This is a genomic window from Delftia sp. PE138, from assembly GCF_018320755.1.
Classification (GTDB): Bacteria; Pseudomonadota; Gammaproteobacteria; order Burkholderiales; family Burkholderiaceae_C; genus Comamonas; species Comamonas tsuruhatensis.
The window spans coordinates 1-22,451 of the sequence record NZ_JABEPN010000014.1 but is presented as its reverse complement, the minus strand read 5'-3'; the positions used below and the strand labels follow the sequence as shown (position 1 = coordinate 22,451).

The following is a 22,451-nucleotide window of genomic DNA, read 5'->3' as shown; positions in this document are numbered from 1 at the left end:
ACCGGAACATGCACACACTCAAGAAAATCACCCTCGGCGTGGTCGGCCTGGCCGCCGTGGCCGGCGCCGCCTTCTGGCTGGCCACGGGCCGCAGCGAGATCGCGCCCCTGCAGCAGATCCCGGTGCAGGAATTCAGCCAGCAGCAGATCGACCAGGGGCGCCGCCTGGCGCACATGGGCGACTGCGCGGTCTGCCACACGGCACCGGGCGGCCAGCGCAACGCAGGCGGCCTGGCCATGCCCAGCCCCTTCGGCACCATCTACTCGACCAACATCACGCCCGATGCCGAAACCGGCATCGGCCGCTGGTCGTACGAGGCCTTCGAGCGCGCCATGCGCCATGGCGTGGACCGCGAGGGCAACTACCTGTACCCCGCCTTCCCGTACACGGCATTCACCCGCGTGACCGACGAGGACATGAAGGCGCTGTACGCCTTCCTGATGACCGAGCCGGCTGTCTCCAACGAGGCACCCAAGACCGCGCTGAACTTCCCGTTCAACGTGCGCCGTGGCCTGGCCCTGTGGAATGCGCTGTACCTGGAGCCGGGCGAGCAGCCCGCGCCCGCCAACCAGTCGGGCGAGTGGATTCGCGGCGCCTACCTGGTCGAGGGCCTGGGCCACTGCGCCGCCTGCCACTCGCCGCGCAACCAGTTCGGCGCCGAGAAAAAGGGTGCCGACCACCTGGCTGGCGCCTTCATCGACGGCTGGGATGCGCCCGCGCTCAACGACAAGGCCGTGGCCCCGCTGCCCTGGACGCGCGAGGACCTGGTCCGCTACATGCAGACCGGTTTCTCGGAGCGCCACGGCGTGGCTGCCGGCCCCATGGCGCCCGTGATCGAAGGCCTGTCCCACCAGACGGCCGAGGACATCAACGCCATGGCCACCTACCTGATGTCGTACCGCAAGCCTGTGGCAGACGCCGCTGGCGCAGGGGACGCCCAGGCCCTGGTGAAGGAAAAGACCGAGGTTGCCAAGCTGCCGGTCGACGCCCAGGGCTACCGCCTGTACCAGGGCGCCTGCATGGCCTGCCACCGTGCCGATCCCAGCGGCGTGCTGGCCGGCAGCAGCTTCGGGGTGCGTCCCCAGCTGTCGCTGAACACCAACCTGTACAGCGACTCGCCGACCAACGCCATCCATGTGGTGCTCAACGGCATCACGCAACCGGCGCGCCCGCAGCTGGGCACCATGCCCGCCTTCCGCCACAACCTCAGCGACGATCAGATCGCCACGCTGCTCAACACCATGCGCAGCCAGTACGGCCTGCAGCCATGGCCCGGCCTGAGCGACAAGGTCAAGGCCCTGCGCGAGGAAACACGCCCCGGCAAGGTGGCGGCGCACTGAGCTTGCGCCGCGTCATCTGCGCAGCCTGTGTGCTGCGCTAGGATGGCAAGGGACCGCTGTTCCCACAGCGGTCCCTTTTTTTATGGTGACCCGCAAGATGACAAGCCACATACCCGATTTCCCCCTGCTGACCGGCGCCAACCGCCAATGGCTGGATGCACGTGCCCAGGCGCTGGATGCCGGCAACGGCGAGGCCACGGCCGCCGTCGTGCCCTATCTGGCCGAAGCCGGGCTGCTGGGCCACGGCTTGGCTGATGCCTTGGGCGGGCAGGGCGGCAGCGCCGGCGATGCCATCGAGGCGATTGCCCAGGTGGCCACGCACTCCATGTCCGCCGCCTTTGCCTTCTGGGGCCAGCGCGTGCTGATCGAGATGCTGGCGAACACCGGCAATGCGGCCCTGCGCGAGCGCTGGCTGCCCGCGCTGCTGGCGGGCGAGGCGGCCGGTGCCTCGGGGCTGTCCAACATCATGAAATTCCTCAGCGGGCTGGAGGCACTCAACATCCGCGCCACGGCCCGGGAAGGCGGCGGCTGGCTGCTCAACGGCAGCGTGCCCTGGTGCACCAACCTGCGCGGGCCGCGCTTTCTGGCCGCCATTGCCGTGGCGCGTGACGACGGCGCGCCGCCCATGATCGTGGCCCTGCCGTCCGACCGGCCGGGCCTGGAGCGCTCGCCGGATCTGGAGTTGATCGCCCTGCGCGGCACCAACACCGCCGCCTTGCAACTCAAGGACGTGGCCATCACCGAAGACGATCTGCTGGCCGAGCGCGCCGGCGGATTCCTGCCGCGTGTGCGGCCGGCCTTCCTGGGCATGCAATGCGGCCTGTCCATCGGCCTGGCGCGCGCGGCCTGTGCGCAGGCCGCCTCGCGCATGGGGCAGGGCGGGCATGTGCTGCAGCAGCCGCTGGACGATACCCGCAGCCATCTGGAGCAGGCGGTGGCGGCACTCAAGGCCGGTGTCGAGGCCGGCGATTTCGTGGAGGCGCCCGAGCGGCTTTTCGCGCTGCGCCTGGCCCTGCACGACTGCGTGCAGCAGGCCATGCAGCTGGAGCTGCAGACGGCCGGTGGCCGTGCCTACAGCCTGGATGCGGACGATGGCTTTGCCCGCCGCTGGCGTGAATCGGCCTTCATCCCCATCGTCACGCCCAGCGTGATCCAGTTGCGCGCCGAGCTGCAAAAACTGCAAAAGCTCGGCGCCTGACGGCTCAGCCCGCCTTGGCTGCGGGCTGCAGCGCCGGCTCCAGCGCGGTATCCAGCAGCAGCAAGGCGGTCTCCACCGCCGCCAGCAGCCGCTGGCGCGGCACGCCATCGCGGGCCTGCACGGAGATGCCGTGCAGTTGCGTGGCATAGAAATCCCCCAGCGCCTGCACATCGGTGCCTGCGCGCAACTCGCCTTCATCCAGCGCGCGCTGAAGGCGGTCGATCAGGGACTGCGTGCGCTGGCGGCGGTGTTCGGCCAGCCAGGCGGCGAGTGCCTCGTTTTCCTCGGCGCAATTGGTGGCGGCGGTGACCACCATGCAGCCCAGCGGATGGGCATCGTCCGTATAGGTGGCCACGGCATCGCGCAGCACGCGGGCCAGGGCGTCGCGCACACGCGGCTCCTGGGCCATGGCGCGGTCGGCAAAGCCGCCATCACCGGCCTCGTAGCGCTGCACGGCCTCGCGGAACAGGTCCTGCTTGCTGCCGAAGGCCGCATAGATGCGCGCTGACGCAATGCCCAGCGCCTGCACCAGGTCGGCCATGGACGTGCCCTCGTAGCCTCGCCGCCAGAACGCCAGCATGGCGCGCTCCAGCGCCTGGTCTCGGTCAAATTCCCTGGGTCTTCCGGCCATCTTCCTCATCCTTGTCAACAGTCAGGGCGGCATCTTAGCGGCGCCTTGATGCTGTCTTGCATCGGCTTCGCAAAAGCAGCCGCGTTGGCGTGATACTATTCTTTGTCGATCAACAAACAATAGCTCAACGCAAGGAAATCACATGCAGACCATCAAGGGCCCCAGCCTTCATCTGGCGCAATTTGCCGACAACAAGGCACCGTTCAATTCCCTGGAAGACATCGCACGCTGGGCAGCCGGCGTGGGCTTCAAGGGCCTGCAGATTCCCGCCTGGGACCAGCGCCTGTTCGACGTGGCCACGGCCGCCAGCAGCCAGACCTATTGCGACGATGTCAACGGCATGCTGGCCTCGCACGGCCTGGTGGCCAGCGAGCTGACCACGCACATCTTTGGCCAGCTCGTGGCCGTGCACCCGGCCTACGACGCCATGTGCGACAGCTTTGCGCCCGAGGCGCTGCGCGGCAATCCGGCCGCACGCACGGCGTGGGCGCTGGAGCAGCTCAAGCTGTCGGCCCGTGCATCGCGCCGCATGGGGCTGAGCGACATGGGCACGTTCTCGGGCTCGTTCGTCTGGCCCTATCTGTTCCCGTTCCCGCAGCGCCCGGCCGGCCTGATCGAAACCGCCTTCGAGGAGCTGGCGCGCCGCTGGCGCCCCATCCTCGACGCGTGCGACGAGCAGGGCGTGAACCTGTGCTACGAAATCCACCCCAGCGAAGACCTGCACGACGGCACCAGCTTCGAGCGCTTCCATGAACTGGTGGGCCAGCACGCGCGCTGCAAGATCCTGTTCGATCCCAGCCACTTCGTGCTGCAGCAGCTCAACTACCTCGACTACATCGACATCTACCGCGAGCACATCCGCATGTTCCATGTGAAGGATGCGGAGTTCCTGCCCAGCGGGCGCCAGGGCATCTACGGCGGCTATTCCTCGTGGCTGGAGCGGGCAGGGCGCTTCCGTTCGCTGGGCGACGGGCAGGTGGACTTCAAGGCCATCTTCTCCAAGTTCGCCCAGTACGACTACCAGGGCTGGGCCTCGCTGGAATGGGAGTGCTGCCTCAAGGACCAGGAAGACGGTGCGCGCGAGGGCGTGGACTTCATCAACCGCCACATCATCCGCGTCACCGACAAGATCTTTGACGACTTCGCCGGCGCTCCCGTGGACCAGCGCCAGATCAACGCCATGCTCGGCATCGCCTGAGCAAGCCCGCAGCCAGAGAACCTCAAAAAGAAGCAAACAATGAACGCTTTCACATCGAACGCCCTGCGCAAGCAGGAAGACCAGGCCTGCGGGTTCTCGCACGACTACGTGCGCATCGACGGCCGCCGCATCCACTGCATCACGGCCGGGCAGGGCGCGCCCGTGCTGCTGATCCCGGGCTGGCCCCAGACCTGGTATGCCTGGCGCCATGTCATGCAGGCGCTGGCGGCGCAGGGCTTCCAGGCCATTGCCGTCGATCCGCCGGGCACGGGCTTTTCCGACCGGCCCGACACCGGCTACGACACGGGCTCCATCGCGCAGACCCTGCACCGCACCATGCTGGCGCTGGGCCATGAGCGCTACCAGGTCGCCGGCCACGACGTGGGCATGTGGGTGGCCTATGCGCTTGCCAGCGACCAGCCGCAGGCCGTGCAGTCCCTGGCGCTGACCGAGGCCGTGATCCCTGGCCTGGCGCCCGAGCCCAGCATCTTTGCGCCGCCCGAGCAGAACATCTTCCTGTGGCACTTCATGTTCAACCAGCTGGCCGACCTGCCCGAGACCCTGATCGCGGGGCGCGAGCGCGCCTACCTGGAATTCATGTTCAACCGCTGGTCGCTGCGGCGCGACCGCGTGGCCGTGGACGTCTATGTCGATGCCTATGCGGCGCCCGGTGGCCTGCGCGGCGGCTTTGCCTACTACCGCGCCATTCCCGAAACCATCCGCCAGAACCGCGAGCGTGCGCTGCGCCCGCTGGCCATGCCCGTGCTGGCCATTGGCGCCGAGCACGCCACGGCCGATGCGCCGCTGGCCACGCTGCGCGGCCATGCCGATGACCTGTCGGGCGTGATCGTGCCGGGCTGCGGCCACTTCATCATGGAGGAAGCCGCCGAGCCCTTCATCGCCGAGCTGCTGCCCTTCCTGCAAAGGACGCTGTGACCATGGGCCTGGACGCTGACATTGCGCGCTATCTCGCCGAGCTGGCGCAGGCAACCCAGGCCCCGCCCACGCTGGCGGCGCTGCGCGAGGCCACCGACGCCGGGCTGCGTGCCCTGCACGGCCCGGCCGAGGCCATGGCCCGCACCGAAGACTTCACGCTGCCCGCGCGCGACGGTGCGCCGCTGCGCGTGCGCATCTACCGGCCGCTGGCCTCGGACACACCCACGCCCCAGCCCGCCCTGGTCTTCGCCCACGGCGGCGGCTGGTGCCTGGGTTCGCTGGAGGTCTACGACAACCCCTGCCGCGCGCTGGCCATGGCAACGGGCGCCGTCGTGGTCTCGGTGGACTACCGGCTGGCGCCCGAGCACCGCTTTCCCGTGCCGTTGCATGACTTCTGCGATGCCATTGCCTGGACCTTTGAACAGGCCGATGCGCTGGGCCTGGACAACAGGCGCATCGGCGTGGCCGGAGACAGCGCGGGCGGCAACCTCGCGGCCGCTGCCTGCCTGCTGGCGCGGCAGCAAGAAGGCTGGGGAGCGGCGGGCGCACCGGCCATCGCCCACCAGCTGCTGCTGTACCCGGCACTGGACGCGGCCATGGATTGGCAGTCGTTCCAGCAGTTTGGAGAGGGCCACTACCTCACGCGTGCGGCCATGGAGTACTGCTATGGCGCGTACCTGGGCGATGCGGCTCCGGGGCGGCACGAACTCGTCTCTCCGCTGCGCGCGGAACACCTGGCAGGCCTGCCGCCTGCCACGGTGATCAGCTGCGAATACGACCCGCTGCGCGACGAGGCCGAAGCCTATGCGCAGCGGCTGGCGCATGCCGGTGTGGCAGTAAAGGCCGTGCGACTGCCCGGCATGGTGCACGCCTGCATGCACATGCTGGGGCTGGCGCCGGCATCACGCCGCCTGTTTGACGAAGCGGGTGCCGCCGTGCGCCAGGCTTTCGGCACGGCCATCGGCTGAGGGTTGCTGGGTGCAGGTCAGGCCTGTGCCAGGAACACGGCCACCAGCGCATTCGCATGGCCGTGCCCCATCTGGTGCTGGGCCTTGAGCCAGCCCACCAGTTCCATGTGCTTGCGGGTGCCCTGCTGTTGCAGCAGGTCCATCCAGTGCGCAATCGGCTGGCCGTAGGTCTTCTCGATGGAAGGGAAATACGAGGCCGGTCCCTTGACCTTGCTTGTCTCCGTCATGGCGCTTGTCCTTTTTCTGTGATGCGGGTGGCAGATTGTGCCGCCGGCGCTGTCCGGGCCGGCAGGCAGGCAGGCTTCTGTGATGCGGGTGGCAGATTGTGCCGCTGGTGCTGTCCGGGCAGGCAGGCAGGGTCAGGTCAGGAACAGCACATCCTTGTGCTGCGGCGCAGGTGGCAGCACCTCGCCGGTCAGCTCGCGCAGCGTGGCCTCGATCATCTGCGACATGGCGTCCAGCGCCAGATCGTTGGGCGCCGTGCCGAAGGGCTCCTCCAGCTCGGCGCCCAGCGCCTCCAGCGCGAAGAAGGTGTAGGCGATGAAGGCCACGATCACCGGCGTCATGAAGCCGATGGAATCCACCAGGCCGAAGGGCAGCAGCAGGCAGTACAGGTAGATGGTGCGGTGGATGATCACTGCGTAGGTGAAGGGGATGGGCGTGCCCGCAATGCGCTCGCAGCCGCCCAGTGCCTCGCCCAGCTTGCACAGCGGCGCCTCCATGGCGGGCACCAGCACCGGCTGCAGGCTGCCGTCTTGGCGGCGCGCCTGCAGCCATTCGCCGGTCATGAGCAGCAGCACGGCAGGCTTGAAGCGCGCCGTGGCCAGGCGCTCGCAGTCGGCGGCGGGCAGCAGGCGGCGCATCTCGGCCGCGGCATCGGTGCCGCGCAACTGGTGGCGCAGCGCGTGCACAAAGGCCGCCAGCACCATGGCCAGGGCCGGGGCGTGCTGCGGTGCATCGGTCAAGGTCCGGGCCTGGCGCACCAGGGAGCGCGTCTCGTTGAGCAGGGTGCCCCACAGCGTGCGCGCCTCCCAATAGCGCGCGTAGCTGGTGCTGTTGCGAAAGCCCAGGAAGATGGCCAGCGTCAGCCCGATCAGCGAAAACGGCACGAAGTTCAGCGGCACCTTCCAGGCGAACAGCTGGCCATGCAGGGCCGTGACCAGCACGGCGAACAAGGTGGCGGCCATCAGCTGGGGCAGGATGTCGGGCAGCACCGAGCCGCGCAGCACGAAGAGCATGCGCAGCCAGTGGGGGCGGGGCCGGATGATCATGAAAGCTTGTTCCGTGATGGAAAAGAGGGCGCAAGAGGGTGCAAGAGGGCGCAGCAGCCCCGCAACTCTAACCGCCCCGCGCAGTCAGTGCGCCACCTGTGCGCCACCCTGCACGCGCTGGCTGCGGCTTCAAAGATCGCTGCCGTGGCTGCTGTGGCTGTCGTGGTTGCCGTCTGGCTGGAGAAGGGCCTGTGCCGTGACCGCTGCTGCCTGCTCCGCCTGCCATGCCCTGCGCATGGAAGAGGGCGCCACCGTTGCGCGCGGGGATGGCTGGCTGGTGATGGTGCCCAGGCTGATGAAGCCGGCCAGGTGCTCGCCCTCGCGCAAACCCAGCGCTGAATGCAGGGCCGGGTCAAAACAGCGCTCCCCACTGAGCACGATGGCACCAAAGCCCAAATGGTGGGCGGCATTGAGGAAGTTGCCCAGGGCAGCCCCTGCGGCCAGCCATTGCTCGCGCACGGGAACGCGCGAGCGCAGCTATACAGCGAAATGCGTGCGCAGAATGCTTGCCGAACCTCGCCAGGCGTCAGGCCTTGGTCAGTTCCTGAGGTGCTTGGCCCAGCGTCGCAATCAACTGCCCATACATGGCATCCACGGCCGCCGAGCCCTGCGAGGCCTTGCTGCGCAGGGCCGACACTTCCATGGACACCAGCGGCGGCAGCTCGAAGCCGGCCGGCAGGTTCTGCAGCACCTGCAGGTGCGGGGGCACGCTGCAGCGCGTGAACACCGCCACGGCCAGGCCGCTTTCCACGGCGGCCAGCTGGCCGGCAAGGCTGGAGCTGTGATAGACCACGCGGTGCGCGCGCCGCTGGGCCGCCAGGCTGGACAGCGCGGCCGTGCGCGCCAGGCTGGCGGCCTCGTAGACGGCAATCGGCAGGGGATTCTTCCTCCACACCTCGTGCTGCGGCGCGCCCACCCAGACCAGGGGCTCGTGGAACAGCAGGCGCCCGCGCTGGGGCCTGTCGCGTGAGACCAGGGCCAGGTCCAGCGTGCCGCGCACCACCTGCGGGATGAGTGCGGTGGACTGCTCGCAGGTCAGCTCGATCTCCACGCCCTGGTAGCGGCCTGCAAAGCTGCGCAGCACGGGCGTCAGATAGGTGGATGCGTAGTCGTCCGGCACGCCCAGCCGCACGCGCCCGGACAGGTCGGGGCCGAACAGCGCCTGCTGCGCCTGGGCCTGCAGCTCCAGCATGCGCCGGGCATAGCCCAGCAGCTCGGCGCCTGCGGGCGTGAGCTGCAGATGGCGCGGGCCGCGCAGCAGCACGGGCCGGCCCAGGGTGGTCTCCAGCTTCTTGATCTGCATGCTCACGGCGGCCTGTGAACGGTGCAGCAGCGGCGCGGCAGCCGAGAGCGAGCCCGCATCCACCACGGCCACCAGGGCGCGCAGCCAGTCGATCTGCAGGTCGGGGTAGTTCACGGCATGCTCCATGGATTCGAATATCGAATACTAAACCTGCAAACTATTTGCTTTACGAGAATTTGCTGCCACGAGACGATCGTTGCCATGCAAGACAGAACCCATTCGTTACAGGCCGCATCCGTAGCCTCCGCCGCGACCGCACAAGCCGCTCCCACAGCGCAGGAGACACGCGGCCAGTGGCTGATGATCGCGGGCGGCGTGCTGCTGGGCACCGTGGGCGTATTTGTGGAAGAGGCCCGCCAGCACCCGTTGGTCACCGTGCTGTTTCGCTGCGCCTTCGGTGCCCTGGCGCTGCTTGCCTGGGGGCTGGCCACCGGCCGCGTGCGGGAGTTGCGCGTGCGCGGCAGGAGCTGGGCGGTGGTGGTGGCCACGGGCCTCCTCATGGTGCTGAACTGGGCGCTGTTCTTTGCCGCCATACCGCGCACCTCCATTGGCGTGGCCACCATCGTGTTCCACATCCAGCCGGTGTGGATCATGCTGTTCGGCACCCTGGTGCTGCGCGAGGCCGTGGCGCCACGGCAGGCGGTGGCCATGCTGGCGGCGTTGCTGGGACTGGTGTTGACCACGGGGCTGCTGGGTGGCGATGCGGCGGCCTGGGGACCGGACCATGTGTCCGGACTGCTCATGTGCCTGGCCGGCTCGCTGTGCTATGCAGCCGTGACCATCCTGGCCAAGACCGAGAAAGTGGTCACGCCGTTTGCGCTGGCCTGGTGGCAATGCGCGGTCGGCACCGTGCTGCTGCTGTGGGTGCCGCTGGTTCATGGCTGGCCGCAGGCGCCGTCGTCCTGGGCGTGGCTGGCAGGGCTGGGTGTGCTGCACACCGGCCTGGCCTACGCCATTCTCTTTGCGGGCATGGCGCGCCTCACGCTGGGCCGCATCGCCGTGCTGCAGTACGTCTATCCGTTGACGGCCATCGTGCTGGACTGGGCCGTCTACGGGCGTGCGCTGGACGCCGTGCAACTGGCCGGTGTGGGCCTGATGGCCGGGGCGCTGCTGGTGGTCAAGGCCCGACAGCTGCGATGAGCCGTGCGGGCGATGAGCCGTGCGGGCCTTGTGCGCAGGGCCTACTCCTTGCCCAGCGCCTTGTACTGTTCGTACAGCTCGTCGGCCAGCCGGCGCAGGGCGCGGCCTATGGCGGCGTACTCGTACTCGTTGAGGTTGGCCAGCGAGGCGCGGCCCGAGGGGCGGTCGGAGCCGAAGCCCCGGCCCGGCAGCAGCACGATGCCGGTCTCATCGGCCACGCGGAACAGCATGTCGCCCGTGGACGACTGCTGCACGGCCCATTGCGAGAAGGCCTCGCCGTAGAGCCGGCAGGTCACGTTCTGCAGGTCGATCAGCGTGTAGTAGTTGACCGAGTTGGGGTTCTCCAGCGGGGGCATGCCCAGCTCGCGGTACAGCGTGGCCTCGCGGCGGCGGATCAGCTGCTTGAGGGCCTGCTTGTAGGCGTCCGCTTCATCCATGAGCGCAAACAGCGAGAACAGCACCATCTGCACCTGCTGCGGCGTGGACAGGCCGGCCGTGTGGTTCAGCGCCACCACGCGGCTGTCGGCCACCAGGCGGTCGATGAACTTGAGCGAGCGCACATCGGGCAGCAGCGAGCGGTAGCGGTGGTCCAGCGCCTTCTTGGCCGATTCGGGCAACTGCGCCAGCGCATGGTCGAACACGTTGTCCTTGTGCGCCGCGATCACGCCCAGGCGCCAGCCCGTGGCCCCGAAATACTTGGAGAACGAATACACCAGCAGCGTGTTCCGGGGGCAGACCGAGAACAGGGACTGGAATTCATCGGCAAAGGTGCCGTAGACATCGTCGGTGAGGATCAGCAGGTCGGGCCGCTGCTCGGCCACGATGGCGCGTATGCGGTCCAGGCTGCGCTGGTCCATCTTCACGGACGGCGGGTTGCTGGGGTTCACGCAGAAGAAGATCTTGACGTCCGGGTCCTTGAGCTTGTCCAGCTCGGCGTCGGAGTACTGCCAGCCGTTGTCGGGGTCGGCGTGGATGGGCACTTCCTTGAGGTCGTACTGGGCCAGTTCGGGAATCTCGATATACGGCGTGAACACCGGCATGCCGATGGCCACCTTGTCGCCGGCCTTGAGCAGGCCGCTGATGCGCAGGCTCTCGAAGATATAGGCCATGGCGGCAGTACCGCCCTCGACCGCGAACAGGTCCACCGACTCGGGCGGCACGGCGCCGCCTGCCATCTCGCGCACGATGTACTGGCGCACGATCTGCTCGCTCACGGTGAGCATGCGCGGCGGCACGGGGTAGTTGCAGCCCAGGATGCCGTCCACCATCTCGTGCAGGAAGGCGGCGGGGTCCAGCCCCAGCTGGTCGCGCACATAGCTCAGCGACTTGCCCAGGAACTTGACGCCCTCCTGGTCGCGGTGCTCGGCGATGAAGCGCTCGAAGCGGCCCTCGATGCCGTCGAGCTTGGCCAGCCCGCCCACGCCCACCGTCATGTAGGAATACGACAGCTCCGACTCCGCCGCCGCGAACAGCCCCAGCCGGAAGAAGGCCCGGCGCGGCGTGGTCGCCAGGAAGTTGGGATTGCCGCGCCCCGCATTGAGCATGAGGCGGTTGGCCTTGCCCGAGGCCACCTTGATCAGTTCGTCCTTGAGTTCGAACGGGCTCAAATTCGCCAGACTCCGATAATCCTTGCTCATTGCGCAGCTCCTTGTGATGGTCCTTGGTGGTCCTTGGGGATCGGTCAGGGGTGATCAGGGGTGATCAGGCAAAGGCGATGACCAGCGGCCCCAGCAATGTGAGGAACACATTGGCCAGCGCATAGGTGATCGCGAACGGTGCCGTGGGAATCGAGTTGCCGGCCTTGTCCAGAATCTCGCCAAACGCCGGGTTGGCGCTGCGCGCCCCCGACAGCGAGCCCGCGAACACGGCCACGTTGTCATAGCGCAGCACGTACTTGCCGAACAGCATGGCGATCAGCAGCGGCACGATGGTCACCACCACGCCCAGCAGGAACAGCGTCAGGCCCTGCTGCATCACCGTGGTCACGGCCTGCTGGCCCGACTGCAGACCCACCATGGCCACGAAGCCGGCCAGGCCCAGGTCGCGCAGCAGCGTGGAGGCGGCCGTGGGCATGTTGCCGAAGGTGTGCTTGCGGCTGCGCCACCAGCCGAACAGCAGGCCCGCCAGCAGGGCGCCGCCGCCGCTGCCCAGCGTGATGGGAATGGAGCCCAGGCGCAGCACCAGCAGCCCGATCAGCAGGCCCACCGTGATGCCCAGGCCATGGAAGACAAAGTCCGTCTTGTCGCTGGGAACGATGATGGGGCCCACCGACTGCGCGGCCTTTTGCACATCCTGCGGCGTGCCGAACAGCGTCACCACATCGCCCGGCATGACCATGGTGGCCGGCGCAATCGGCACCGGCGTGCCCGCGCGCATCAGCGCCACCGCATACACACCGTGCTTGAACTCCTGCGACAGGCTGTCCAGGATGTCCTTCACGCTGCGGTTCAGGTATTGCCTGTTGGAGATGGCCACATCGCGCCGCACCATCACCACGTCCATGCCCTCGGCGCCCTGCAGCTCCTCGCCCACCGAGGCGCCCAGCGCCACCACGGCCGCGCGCCGGCCCACCAGCAGGATGATGTCGCCGGCTTCCAGCGCCAGGCTGCCGTCCACGCCCACCATCGCGTTTTTGCGCTGTATGCGCTCCACCGTCACCGTGCCGCCGTTGGCGGTGGCGCTGGCCTCCAGCTCCGCCACGGTGCGGCCCGCCTGTCCCACGCGGAAAATGCGCCCCACCAGATCCGGCACGGCCGGTGACTCGCCGGTTCCGTACACGCGCACGCCCTTGAGCAGCTCCTGCTCGGCCTGGATCGCGTCCTCGCGGATCTTGCGGCCCGTCAGCCACTGCAGCACGTTCACGCACATGATGATGGCGCCGAAGGAGCCGAAGATATAGGTCACCGCATAGCCGATGGCCACATTGGCCTGCATGCGCTGCACCTCGTCGGGCGCCAGCCCCAGCTTCTCGATGGCCGAGCCCGCCGTGCCGATGATGGCCGACTGCGTCAGCCCGCCAGCGGCCAGCCCCGCCGCCAGCCCCTTGTCCAGATGGAACACCCGGGCGATCACCACCACCGTGACCAGCCCCGACACGGCCACCACCAGGGCCATCAGGATCTCCTTGACCGACTGCCGCCCCAGTGAACGGAAGAACTGCGGCCCGCTCTCGAAGCCCACGGCATAGATGAACAGCGCGAACAGCACCGCCTTGATGCCCGAATCGATGGTCACCCCCACCTGGCTGATCAGCACCGCTGCCAGCAGCGACCCCGCCACGCCCCCCAGCTGGAACGACCCGAACCTGAACTTGCCCACCCAGTAACCGAGCGCCAAGGCCGCGAACAGCGCGATTTCCGGAGCCTGATGAAAGATGCTTCTGAGAAAGTCCACAGCCACCTCTGCTTCTGGGTTGAGGTCCACGGCGGTGCAAGGCAACGGAAGCGGCTGCCCCAGGAGGGCAGGGGGCATTGCGTGCGCGTGGACTGGGAAACGGCGAGTCGCTATTGGAAATAGCTATCGAAAATACTTCTGCACAAATGATTGTGACCAAGAAATATTCAATCGAATATGGCTATTTCATTGGCTTCTTTGGGTCAATACTTGTTGAGAACAGAGCCACTATTCACGACAAAGACCAACGGCAATGTAGGACTGCGCCGTCAGCAAAAGCGGATACATATACAGGCCTGCCTTGCTTGCAGGCCCAGGATTCCAGTTTTTGGATGAAATCTATTGCCCGCCAGCTGAATTCATCAATTACGCATCTCGCGCCCAGATGAGGTGGAGTTCTCCATCCACAAAACCGGCGCTCACCGCTTGCGACTGGCGCAGCCGAAGGGCTCCTGCCGCTTCCGAGGCCACGTAGGAGCCAAGCAGCTTCCTGGCAGCAGCAAGTCCCTTCTCCCACTCGCTTCCCACGACTTCGTGCGGCAACTCGAAGTGAGGGTCGTCGGACATGAATATGTCATCGCACGCCCAGTCCGGGTCCTGCGGGTCGTAGGTCGGGCAGCCCACAATCTGGAGCTCGTGCGATGTGGGCGAGTCATACAGATTGAAGTGGAATGCTGCGATTCCTTCTGGCAGATCGCCGGACAGTGTTTGGTCGACCCATTGGGAAAATTGCTTTTCAATTGCTTTCATGGTTTCAATATTCTGATGCAATGTGGATCAAAAAATATTTCCATCATATAGGGAAGTTTGAAAGAAAGAATTGATTTGCATGCTTCAAAAAATATCCGGCTCCGGCACAGCCCGCCCAAAGCCCGTCTCCAGAAAATCAAAATCGCATCCCTCATTGGCCTGCAGGATATGGCGGCCGAACAGCCAGCCATAGCCGCGCTCGTAGCGCGCGGGCGGGGGCGTCCATGCGGCGCGGCGGGTGGCGAGTTCTGAGTCGCTGACTTCCAGGTGGATGCGGCGGGCGGGCACGTCCACCGTGATGCGGTCGCCCGTCTTGACCAGGGCCAGCGGCCCGCCCACGGCGGATTCGGGCGAGCAGTGCAGCAGGCAGCCGCCGTAGCTGGTGCCGCTCATGCGGGCGTCGGACAGGCGCAGCATGTCTTTCACGCCTTGCTTGAGAAGCCTGGTGGGAATGGGCAGCATGCCCCATTCGGGCATGCCCGCGCCCTTGGGGCCGGCGTTGCGCAGCACCAGGATGTCTTCGCCGTTCACATCGAGATGGGGGTCGTCCACGGCCTGCTTGAGGCTGGGGTAGTCGTCGAATACCAGGGCGCGGCCCGTGTGGCGCAGCAGGTGCGGGGCGCAGGCGCTGGGCTTGATGACCACACCGTCCGGCGCCAGGTTGCCGCGCAGCACGGCCAGCGCCCCTTCTGCGTAGATGGGGCTGGACAGGGGGCGGATCACGTCGTCCTGGTGGACCTGGCTGCCCGCAATGTTCTCGCCCAGGGTCTTGCCGTTGACCGTCATGGCCCCGGTGTCCAGATGCAGGCGGATGCGTTCCAGCAGGGCGCGCAGGCCGCCTGCATAGAAGAAATCCTCCATCAGATAGCGGTCGCCGCTGGGCCGGATGTTGGCGATCACGGGCACGCGGCGGCTGAAGGCGTCGAAGTCATCGAGGCTGACCGGATGGCCCGCGCGCCGCGACATGGCGATCAGGTGAATGATGGCGTTGGTGGAGCAGCCCATGGCCATGGCGCAGGCAATGCCGTTCTCGAAATGCGCACGCGTGAGCATGCGGGCGGGCGTGAGGTCTTCCCACACCATCTGCACGATGCGGCGGCCGCACTCGGCGCTCATGCGGATGTGGTTGGCGTCGGCGGCCGGAATGGACGAAGCGCCCGGCAGCGCCAGGCCCACGGCCTCGGCAATGCCCATCATGGTGGCCGCCGTGCCCATGGTCATGCAGGTGCCGTGGCTGCGGGCAATGCCGGCTTCCATCTCGCGCCAGGCCTGCTCGTCCAGGCGGCCGGCGCGGCGTTCGTCCCAGAACTTGAAGGCGTCCGAGCCCGAGCCCAGCACCTGCCCCTTCCAGTTGCCGCGCAGCATGGGGCCGGCCGGCAGGTAGATGAAGGGAAGGCCCATGGAAATCGCCCCCATGGTCAGCCCCGGCGTGGTCTTGTCGCAGCCGCCCATGAGCACGGCGCCATCCACCGGGTGGCTGCGCAGCAGCTCCTCCGTCTCCATGGCCAGGAAGTTGCGATAGACCATGGTCGTGGGCTTGACCATGCTTTCCGACAGCGAGATGGCCGGCAGCTCCAGCGGAAATCCTCCGGCCTGCAGCACGCCGCGCTTGACGTCTTCCACGCGCTGCCTGAAGTGGGCATGGCACTGGTTGGCATCGCTCCAGGTGTTGACGATGGCGATCACGGGCTTGCCCATCCAGTCCTCGTAGCCATAGCCCATCTGCAGCACGCGCGAGCGGTGGCCGAAGGAGCGGAAATCATCGGGAGCAAACCAGCGTGCGCTGCGCAGGGATTCGGGGGAACGTGTCATGGTTGTGGGCTCCTCAGTGGCTGCCGGCGGTGGATGCGGGCCCTGGCGGCTTCGCGGCCAGCAGCCCTTTCCTGAAGCGCGCCGCCGCCGCATCCAGCCCATCGCGCAGCAAGAGCGTGTCCAGCGCCACGGCCACGAACTGCGCGCCCAGCTCCAGGCATTCGCGCGCCCGTGCCTCGTCCACCATCAGGATCCCCGGTGCCTTGCCGCAGGCGCGGATGCGGGCGATGGCCTGGTCGATGGCCCGGTTCACCACAGGGTGGCGCGCCTGGCCCGGATAGCCCAGGCTGGCCGACAGGTCGGCGGGGCCGATGAAGATGCCGTCCACGCCATCGACGGCCGCAATCGCCTCGATCTGCTCCAGCGCCTCGGCCGTCTCCACCTGCACCAGCAGGCACAGCTCGTCGGCCGCACGTGCCACATAGTCGGCCGTGCGCCCGAAGTTGGCCGCGCGAGTGGAACCGCCCATGCCGCGCATGCCCTGGGGTGCATAGCGCATGGCGCGCACGGCATCCCGCGCTTGCTGCGCGTTCTGCACAAAGGGCAGCAGCAGGGACTGGGCGCCCAGGTCCAGGTAGCGCTTGATCAGCACTGCATCGTTGCAGGCGGGCCGCACCACGGCATGCACGAGCGGGGCGCCCGGTGTGGGCAGGGCGGCGGCCACGGCCTGCAGCTGGCCCAGCATCAGCGGCACGTCGGTGGGCGTGTGCTCGGTATCGAGCAGCACCCAGTCGTAGCCCGCGCCGCCGATCATCTCGCAGACAAAGGGGGAGGGAATGGTGGACCACAGTCCGATCTGCGGGCGGCCTTCGCGCAGCGCGCGCTTGAACGTATTGGCGGGCAGCATGCTCATGGGGACTCTCCTGAAGCTGTTCACTGGACCTGGATGTTTCCCTTGCGCACCACCTCGCTCCAGCGCGCCACCTCGGCGGCGATGAAGCTGGCGGCCTGGGCGGGCGTGCCCGGCGTGGGCTCGTTGCTCATGGCGGCCAGCCTGGCCACCACCTCGGGCTCGGCCAGGAGGGACTGGCAGGCCTGGTTGAGCCGCTCCACCACATCGGCCGGCATACCCGGCGGCCCCGCCAGGCTGGTCCATGAATAGTTGACGACCTGCGGCTGGCCGGCCTCGGCCATGGTGGGCACATCGGGCAGGGTCGCCAGACGCCGCTCGCCTGCCACGGCCAGCGCACGCAGCTTGCCCGCCTGCGCAAAGTCCACGGCCGAGGTGGCGGGCACGAACAGCAGGTCTGCCTGGCCGCCCATCACATCGGTCATGGCGGGCACATCGCCCTTGTAGGGAACGTTGTTGAAGCTCACGCCGGCCGCCTGGCGCAGCAGCTCCGTCGTCACATGGCTGGACGAGCCAATGCCCGTCAGCGCCACATTCACCGTGCCGGGGCTGGCCCGGGCCAGGGCCACCACATCGGCCACCGAAGCGACCTTCAGCCTGGGCGAGGCCAGCAGCAGCATGGGCACGCGCCCCAGCATGGCAATGTGCGTGAAATCCCGCCGCGCGTCGTACTTCACATTGGAATTGACCAGCTGGTTGATGGCATGCGTGCCCGGCCCGCCAATCACCAGCGTGTAGCCATCGGCCCGCGCGCGCGACACGGCGTCGGAGGCCAGCGAGCCATTCACGCCGGGCCGGTTTTCCACCACCACGGGCTGGCCCAGGCGCTGCGACAGGCGCTCTCCCACCAGCCGGCCCACCACATCGGTCTGGCCACCGGGAGGGAAGGGAATCACCAGCGTGATCGGCCTGATGGGCCAGGCAGCCTGTGCCTGGGCGTGTGCCGGGGCCAGCATCGAGGCCGGAGCCAGGGCCGCAGCCAGCAGCCGCGCCATGGCGCTGCGGCGGTTGGAGAGGGAAGGGCGCATGGTGGTCTCCTCTTGAATGATTGCGCAATCATTTCAAGCAAAGGCAGCGCTCTCCATTCGGACGTACGAGGGGCAACAATCAGACCGTGCTGATGGACATCATCGTTAACATGACCACGCAATCATCCTCAAGCCGCCTCTCCATCGCCATTCCAGGCAAAGGCCTCGCATGACCCTCCGCACCCTGCGCAACGCCAATGCGCCCACGCTCAAGGACCTGGCCCGCATTGCCGGCGTGTCGCCCATCACCGCGTCGCGCGCGCTGCACCGGCCTGAACTGGTGGCCGAGGCCACACGGCTGCGCGTGGCGCAGGCCGTGGAGCAATCGGGCTACGTGCCCAACTCCCTGGCGGGCGGGCTGACCTCGCGCCAGACGCGGCTGGTGGCGGCCATCGTGCCTTCGGTGGGGCACTCGCTGTTTTCCGACATGCTCGATGCGCTCATCCACACCCTGGCCGCGCAGCGCTATGAAACCACGCTGGGCATCTCCAGCTATGACCCGGAGCATGAGGAAACCTGGCTGGCCGCCATGCTCAGCCGCCGCCCGGACGGCATCGTGCTCACCGGCACCGAGCACACGGCCCGCACGCGGCGCCTGCTGGTCAATGCCGACGTGCCCGTGGTCGAACTCTGGGACTACCAGCCCCATCCGCTGGACATGGTGGTCGGCTTCTCGCAGGAAGACGCGGGCCGCGCCGCCTTCCGCCACCTGGCCGCCTGCGGCTACCGGCGCCCGGCCATCCTGCGCGCCGATGACAGCCGCGCCGCCCGCCACGCCCTGGGCTTCACCCGCGCCGCTGCGGAAGCCGGTGCCCCGGTTCCCGCGCAAATCGTCTTCTCGGAAGCCATCCCCCAATCCGGCCGTGGCCGTGATGCCTTGAACGCCCTGCGCGCCCAGGCACCGGAGGTCGATGCCGTCTTCTGCAGCTCCGATGCGCTGGCGCAAGGCGTTCTCTCCCACGCCCACGCGCTGGGCCTGCGCATGCCAGAGGAATTCGGCGTGCTGGGCTTTGGCGACCAGGCCCTGGCGCTGGACGCCTGGCCTGCCCTCTCCACCGTGCGCGTGGACGGCGCCGCCATCGGCCGCCTGGGCGCAGAGGCGCTGATTGCGCGCATGGCCGGTGGCGTGGCGGCGGCAGCGCAGGATGTGGGGTTTGAGGTGGTGGGGAGGGGGAGTACGCGGGGGCACGAAGATGCGCGCTGAACGCCAGCGTGAGCCAATGGCCGGGCAGCGGCAGGAAGACCGGCTTTATCTCAGTATCAGCAAGACGCCGCGCTTGTCCATAACCGGGCCCAGCGCAGGGCCAACAGGCCGGCGCCCAGTACCAGCCAATGCTCGCCGGCAAGGCCGGGCCGGTTCCTGTTCCGCTGCCATGAGCGCGGGCGCCAGGGAGACGGCGGTCCGGCCCGGGCGCCTGCGCCAAGGGTAGGCGTATTACGACGCACAGGAAGGCGTTGGCCCGATGGCTGTACCGAGGGCCACACCGCATCCTGAAGGCGTTACGGACCAAAGCCCCACCATGAACACAGAACTGCTGGACCCCCCACGTACCGAGCTGGCCGCTGGCGCAGGCACGCTTGAGCCTTCTTTCCTGCATGTGCCGCTCTACGAGCGCCTGGCCAACCATCTGCCCACCGAACAGGAGCGCCAGGCTGCTGCGGACTTCCTGCACGGCGTGATCGCCGAGACCTCTGCCGATGCCGATGGCCTGCCGGACAACCCGGAGCACCTGACCGACTGGATGCGTGCCAATGTCGAGAAAGTGCACGCCCAGTACCAGGCCTACCTGGCAGAGCGCAAGGCGGGTGCGGCACGCCGTTACTTCGGCAACCGCGCCCATGCCCTGTACTTCCTGCGCAATGTGGCCCCTACCAAGCTGGTGGACGGTTCCTGGCTTTACGGCCTGTGCGCGCACGCGGGCAACTCACGCATGTCGGACTTGGTCACCACCTATGTGGAAGAACTGGGCGACGGCATGGCCGACAAGAACCACGTCAAGCTCTACCGGGAGCTGCTGGCCAGGTATGGCCTTGATCCCGTGGAGGACCTGCCCGACGAGCTGTACCGGCAGGGGCTGGTACAGCTGGCGCTGGGCTGGAATGCGCAGCAGTTCCTGCCCGAGATCGTCGGATTCAACCTGGGCTATGAGCAATTGCCGCTGCACCTGCTCATCACCGCCTACGAACTCAATGAACTGGGAATAGATCCCTATTACTTCACGCTGCATGTGACCGTGGACAACGCCGACACCGGCCATGCCCGGCGCGCCTGCATTGCCGCCTGGGAGAACGCGCCGCGCATTGACGATGGCGGCGAATACTGGCGCCGCGTACGCGCAGGCGCCCGGCTGGCAGACACGGGCACCAGCACGCTGGACGTGATCAGGTCGTTCGATATCGAAGCTGAGGTGGTGCGCATCCTGGCGCGCAAATCGCCTTCCGGGCATGGCGCGCACTCGGACTTCTGCAAGGTGGCCGGCCGCAGCGTCAATGACTGGCTGTCCCGTCCGCAGGACATGCCTGCCTTCCTGGGCGCGCTGGAGCAGGCACGCTGGATACAACGCAACCGGCCTGCGGAGGAAAGCCGCTTCTGGCAGCTGCTGCAGGGCGAGCGGGCAGAGATGTTCGGTGTTTTCTCTCCCTATGAGCTGCAAGTCATTCATGACTGGCTGCGTGGGCCGGCCAGTGCGGATGGCGCCTCCTTCGAATCCGTGGCCGAGCCCGGCAAACCGGCGCGGCGCATGAGCTTTCGCGTGGCCGAGCGCCTGCGCACATCCCGTGGCGCGCGACCGGACCCGGGTCGCAGCGCGCAGGAACTGGACACCGATCTGATGCTCTTCGAGCAGCGCTACCCCACGCTAGATCCAGCGGCCCAGCATGAGTTGCTGGTACAGGCCATGTCACCGGGCCTGCACTGGACGCCCCTGGGCCTGCGCGCCACCCGCCTGTTCCTGGGCCGGTAGGCCATTCGACCCTCTTTACCTACCCGGGAAAAATCATCTGGTCATTGGGCAAGATGGGCTTGCTCTTTGACCCATTCCCGGCTTTTGCCTCGCACGCACCAGGCGGGATTCTTTACCCAGTCTGTGAAATAAATGGTGGGGTGGTCTTCCAGAATATTGCAGCGTGTATAGCCCAGTTTTGGCATGGCATAGTATTGAAAAGGCGTAATTGCAAAAATACAGAAAAACATAATAAAAACTCCAACGGCTATGGCGGATAAAAAAATACGCGTTGGGATTTTTATAGCGTCTTCTGTACAGGGGACTGATTTTTGTATTGCAATGATAATTCCTGTGATTGAAATTATTGGCACACACAACGCAATTGGATCAAGTGGTGTGATTCTTACAGATGGGGCGAGTTTATTTAAATCATCTACGGTTTCATATAGAGAATAGAAAATACTCCAAATTGACATTGCTAGAAGCAGAAGAAAAAGTGGAATACTCCATATTAGTGATTTTCTGATTTCGGTTAAATTTCTTTTGTCCATTTCAAGACTAATCAATTTTTGCGATTGATAGGGGATAGTAAATTTTTAGGATGGTTCTGGGGTATTTCTTTGATCTCTGTTGTTTCATGATTGCCACTCAACTGTTCTGTGACGAGAGCGTCAGTATTAACGCGGTATATGCCAGAAGGTGTGCTGTTTGTCAAAATTTTTAATGAAGTAATAACATTTTTCTTTATTTCCCAACTTTTATCGATTCCATTTAAAGCTATCCCGGTAAAAAGTACCATTAAGGCCATGGCACCTAAAGAAAAAACAGCAATAGTGGTTAAGCTTGCGACAAAAATTCCCGTGCCTATACCAACCATCGTCGCTAACCCTGCCTTGACCGCCTCCACGCCAATCCCACCCACCAGGTCATGCATGGTCTTCTCGTCGTTGAAGATGAAGTCCAATGTCTCCACGCCGATACCCACAACCAAGCTCAAGATGAAGCCCCCTCTGGCAACGCCCTGAAGTCCGCGCATGCCCAGACCCATCTGGACCATGCGGGGATTGGTGGTGAGAAAGCGCGTGCCCTGCAGCAGATTGCCGCGAAACCCGGCTCGGCCCGTGATGATGATATAGGTGCCCTTGGGAGTCGCCTTGACATAGGTGCGCGCACCGGCAAGGCGCAATGCAATCAGCGTTCTGGTGAACAGGTACGCGTCATTGGCCAGCATGGAGGCGGGGATGGTCCAGGGTTTGCCGGCATTGGGGCTGGCCGTCTGCGTCCAATACCGGCCCAGGGCGCTTTGGGCCAGGATGGCGCGCAGGCTGGCCGTCAGGCGCGGGTCATTGCGTGACCTGTCTTGCAGGACGCCTAGGAACTCTTGCGGCGTAAGACTGGCTAACACCACCGATCCACGAAGCGTGCACAGATGATCGCCGCTGCCAGTTTTAGCAGCGCTTCGTGGATATCCAGTCGTCTTTCAAAGCGGATTCGCAACTTGCCAAAGCCTGCAAACCATCCATGGGTCCGCTCCACCACCCAGCGATGCTTGCCCAGTCGCTCGCTACTCTCAACGCCTCGCCTGGCAATGCGGCTGGCGATGCCCCGTTGTCTCAAGTGCGCACGGCAACGCTTGTAGTCATAGCCCTTGTCGGCATGCAACTTCGATGGTCTTTTGCGGGGGCGCC

The 22,451-nt window shown here is 66.3% G+C and carries 22 protein-coding genes; 8 read left to right on the top strand and 14 right to left on the bottom strand.

What is annotated here, in order from left to right:
• The first annotated feature begins 8 nt into the window (after window positions 1-8).
• Together HFGMBDPB_RS28275 and HFGMBDPB_RS28270 are read left to right on the top strand one after the other, a co-directional pair.
• Complete coding sequence (locus tag HFGMBDPB_RS28275; protein ID WP_212646723.1) at window positions 9-1,340, top strand: c-type cytochrome; 1,332 nt, start codon at window positions 9-11, stop codon at window positions 1,338-1,340.
• A gap of 82 nt (window positions 1,341-1,422) precedes the next feature.
• The gene (locus HFGMBDPB_RS28270) at window positions 1,423-2,538 is read left to right on the top strand and encodes an acyl-CoA dehydrogenase family protein (RefSeq protein ID WP_096916410.1); all 1,116 of its coding nucleotides are present in this window, start codon (window positions 1,423-1,425) and stop codon (window positions 2,536-2,538) included.
• 4 nt (window positions 2,539-2,542) lie between these two features.
• On the opposite strand, the gene HFGMBDPB_RS28265 is transcribed toward HFGMBDPB_RS28270, so the two are convergent.
• Window positions 2,543-3,169: a TetR/AcrR family transcriptional regulator gene (locus HFGMBDPB_RS28265; protein WP_212646722.1), complete on the bottom strand. Its 627-nt coding sequence runs from the start codon at window positions 3,167-3,169 to the stop codon at window positions 2,543-2,545.
• Between the two features lie 142 nt (window positions 3,170-3,311).
• Here HFGMBDPB_RS28265 and HFGMBDPB_RS28260 point away from each other — a divergent pair, with 142 nt between their 5' ends.
• The 3 genes from HFGMBDPB_RS28260 to HFGMBDPB_RS28250 are packed head-to-tail and all read left to right on the top strand — an operon-like array spanning window position 3,312 to window position 6,271.
• Window positions 3,312-4,367 carry a sugar phosphate isomerase/epimerase family protein gene (locus tag HFGMBDPB_RS28260; protein WP_046240172.1) on the top strand — a complete coding sequence of 352 codons (1,056 nt, stop codon included), beginning with the start codon at window positions 3,312-3,314 and terminating at the stop codon, window positions 4,365-4,367.
• A gap of 39 nt (window positions 4,368-4,406) precedes the next feature.
• Window positions 4,407-5,303, top strand: a complete 897-nt coding sequence (locus HFGMBDPB_RS28255) for an alpha/beta fold hydrolase (RefSeq protein ID WP_047327318.1) — start codon at window positions 4,407-4,409, stop codon at window positions 5,301-5,303.
• Between the two features lie 2 nt (window positions 5,304-5,305).
• The gene (locus HFGMBDPB_RS28250; protein ID WP_212646721.1) at window positions 5,306-6,271 is read left to right on the top strand and encodes an alpha/beta hydrolase; all 966 of its coding nucleotides are present in this window, start codon (window positions 5,306-5,308) and stop codon (window positions 6,269-6,271) included.
• Between the two features lie 17 nt (window positions 6,272-6,288).
• Here the strand turns inward: HFGMBDPB_RS28250 and HFGMBDPB_RS28245 are convergent, their stop codons facing one another.
• The 4 genes from HFGMBDPB_RS28245 to HFGMBDPB_RS28230 all read right to left on the bottom strand — a co-directional run bounded on the left by HFGMBDPB_RS28245 (window position 6,289) and on the right by HFGMBDPB_RS28230 (window position 8,971).
• Complete coding sequence (locus HFGMBDPB_RS28245) at window positions 6,289-6,498, bottom strand: DUF4287 domain-containing protein (RefSeq protein WP_099753120.1); 210 nt, start codon at window positions 6,496-6,498, stop codon at window positions 6,289-6,291.
• Between the two features lie 132 nt (window positions 6,499-6,630).
• Window positions 6,631-7,542 carry a bestrophin family protein gene (locus tag HFGMBDPB_RS28240; protein WP_212646720.1) on the bottom strand — a complete coding sequence of 304 codons (912 nt, stop codon included), beginning with the start codon at window positions 7,540-7,542 and terminating at the stop codon, window positions 6,631-6,633.
• Window positions 7,543-7,671: 129 nt separating this feature from the next.
• On the bottom strand, window positions 7,672-8,001 hold the full coding sequence (locus HFGMBDPB_RS28235) for a nitroreductase family protein (protein WP_212646719.1): 330 nt from the start codon (window positions 7,999-8,001) through the stop codon (window positions 7,672-7,674).
• Window positions 8,002-8,068: 67 nt separating this feature from the next.
• On the bottom strand, window positions 8,069-8,971 hold the full coding sequence (locus HFGMBDPB_RS28230; protein ID WP_212646718.1) for a LysR family transcriptional regulator: 903 nt from the start codon (window positions 8,969-8,971) through the stop codon (window positions 8,069-8,071).
• Window positions 8,972-9,046: 75 nt separating this feature from the next.
• On the opposite strand from HFGMBDPB_RS28230, the gene HFGMBDPB_RS28225 reads away from it, so the two are divergent.
• The gene (locus HFGMBDPB_RS28225) at window positions 9,047-9,985 is read left to right on the top strand and encodes a DMT family transporter (protein ID WP_212646717.1); all 939 of its coding nucleotides are present in this window, start codon (window positions 9,047-9,049) and stop codon (window positions 9,983-9,985) included.
• Window positions 9,986-10,026: 41 nt separating this feature from the next.
• Here HFGMBDPB_RS28225 and HFGMBDPB_RS28220 read toward each other — a convergent pair whose 3' ends face one another.
• From HFGMBDPB_RS28220 to HFGMBDPB_RS28195, 6 genes are all read right to left on the bottom strand, one after another.
• Complete coding sequence (locus HFGMBDPB_RS28220) at window positions 10,027-11,622, bottom strand: bifunctional aspartate transaminase/aspartate 4-decarboxylase (protein WP_046985505.1); 1,596 nt, start codon at window positions 11,620-11,622, stop codon at window positions 10,027-10,029.
• A 64-nt stretch (window positions 11,623-11,686) separates the two neighbouring features.
• Window positions 11,687-13,378, bottom strand: coding sequence for an aspartate-alanine antiporter (aspT, locus tag HFGMBDPB_RS28215; RefSeq protein WP_209801788.1), 1,692 nt, complete (start codon window positions 13,376-13,378; stop codon window positions 11,687-11,689).
• 366 nt (window positions 13,379-13,744) lie between these two features.
• Window positions 13,745-14,128: a hypothetical protein gene (locus HFGMBDPB_RS28210; RefSeq protein ID WP_212646716.1), complete on the bottom strand. Its 384-nt coding sequence runs from the start codon at window positions 14,126-14,128 to the stop codon at window positions 13,745-13,747.
• A gap of 84 nt (window positions 14,129-14,212) precedes the next feature.
• Window positions 14,213-15,940 (bottom strand): L-arabinonate dehydratase, encoded by a 1,728-nt coding sequence (gene araD, locus HFGMBDPB_RS28205; protein WP_212646715.1) that lies wholly within the window; start codon window positions 15,938-15,940, stop codon window positions 14,213-14,215.
• 13 nt (window positions 15,941-15,953) lie between these two features.
• Complete coding sequence (locus tag HFGMBDPB_RS28200; protein WP_212646714.1) at window positions 15,954-16,793, bottom strand: HpcH/HpaI aldolase family protein; 840 nt, start codon at window positions 16,791-16,793, stop codon at window positions 15,954-15,956.
• 20 nt (window positions 16,794-16,813) lie between these two features.
• Complete coding sequence (locus tag HFGMBDPB_RS28195) at window positions 16,814-17,818, bottom strand: Bug family tripartite tricarboxylate transporter substrate binding protein (RefSeq protein WP_212646713.1); 1,005 nt, start codon at window positions 17,816-17,818, stop codon at window positions 16,814-16,816.
• A 169-nt stretch (window positions 17,819-17,987) separates the two neighbouring features.
• On the opposite strand from HFGMBDPB_RS28195, the gene HFGMBDPB_RS28190 reads away from it, so the two are divergent.
• Both HFGMBDPB_RS28190 and HFGMBDPB_RS28185 read left to right on the top strand, forming a co-directional pair.
• Window positions 17,988-19,022: a LacI family DNA-binding transcriptional regulator gene (locus HFGMBDPB_RS28190; protein WP_212646712.1), complete on the top strand. Its 1,035-nt coding sequence runs from the start codon at window positions 17,988-17,990 to the stop codon at window positions 19,020-19,022.
• A gap of 316 nt (window positions 19,023-19,338) precedes the next feature.
• Complete coding sequence (locus HFGMBDPB_RS28185) at window positions 19,339-20,781, top strand: iron-containing redox enzyme family protein (RefSeq protein WP_212646711.1); 1,443 nt, start codon at window positions 19,339-19,341, stop codon at window positions 20,779-20,781.
• Window positions 20,782-20,822: 41 nt separating this feature from the next.
• On the opposite strand, the gene HFGMBDPB_RS28180 is transcribed toward HFGMBDPB_RS28185, so the two are convergent.
• From HFGMBDPB_RS28180 to HFGMBDPB_RS28170, 3 genes are all read right to left on the bottom strand, one after another.
• Window positions 20,823-21,314: a hypothetical protein gene (locus tag HFGMBDPB_RS28180; RefSeq protein ID WP_212646710.1), complete on the bottom strand. Its 492-nt coding sequence runs from the start codon at window positions 21,312-21,314 to the stop codon at window positions 20,823-20,825.
• Window positions 21,315-21,325: 11 nt separating this feature from the next.
• On the bottom strand, window positions 21,326-22,168 hold the full coding sequence (locus tag HFGMBDPB_RS28175; protein WP_349305398.1) for a hypothetical protein: 843 nt from the start codon (window positions 22,166-22,168) through the stop codon (window positions 21,326-21,328).
• Window positions 22,162-22,451, bottom strand: a 290-nt coding sequence (locus tag HFGMBDPB_RS28170) for a transposase (protein WP_160854899.1), incomplete at its 5' end; no start/stop codon positions are given. The genes HFGMBDPB_RS28170 and HFGMBDPB_RS28175, both read right to left, overlap by 7 nt.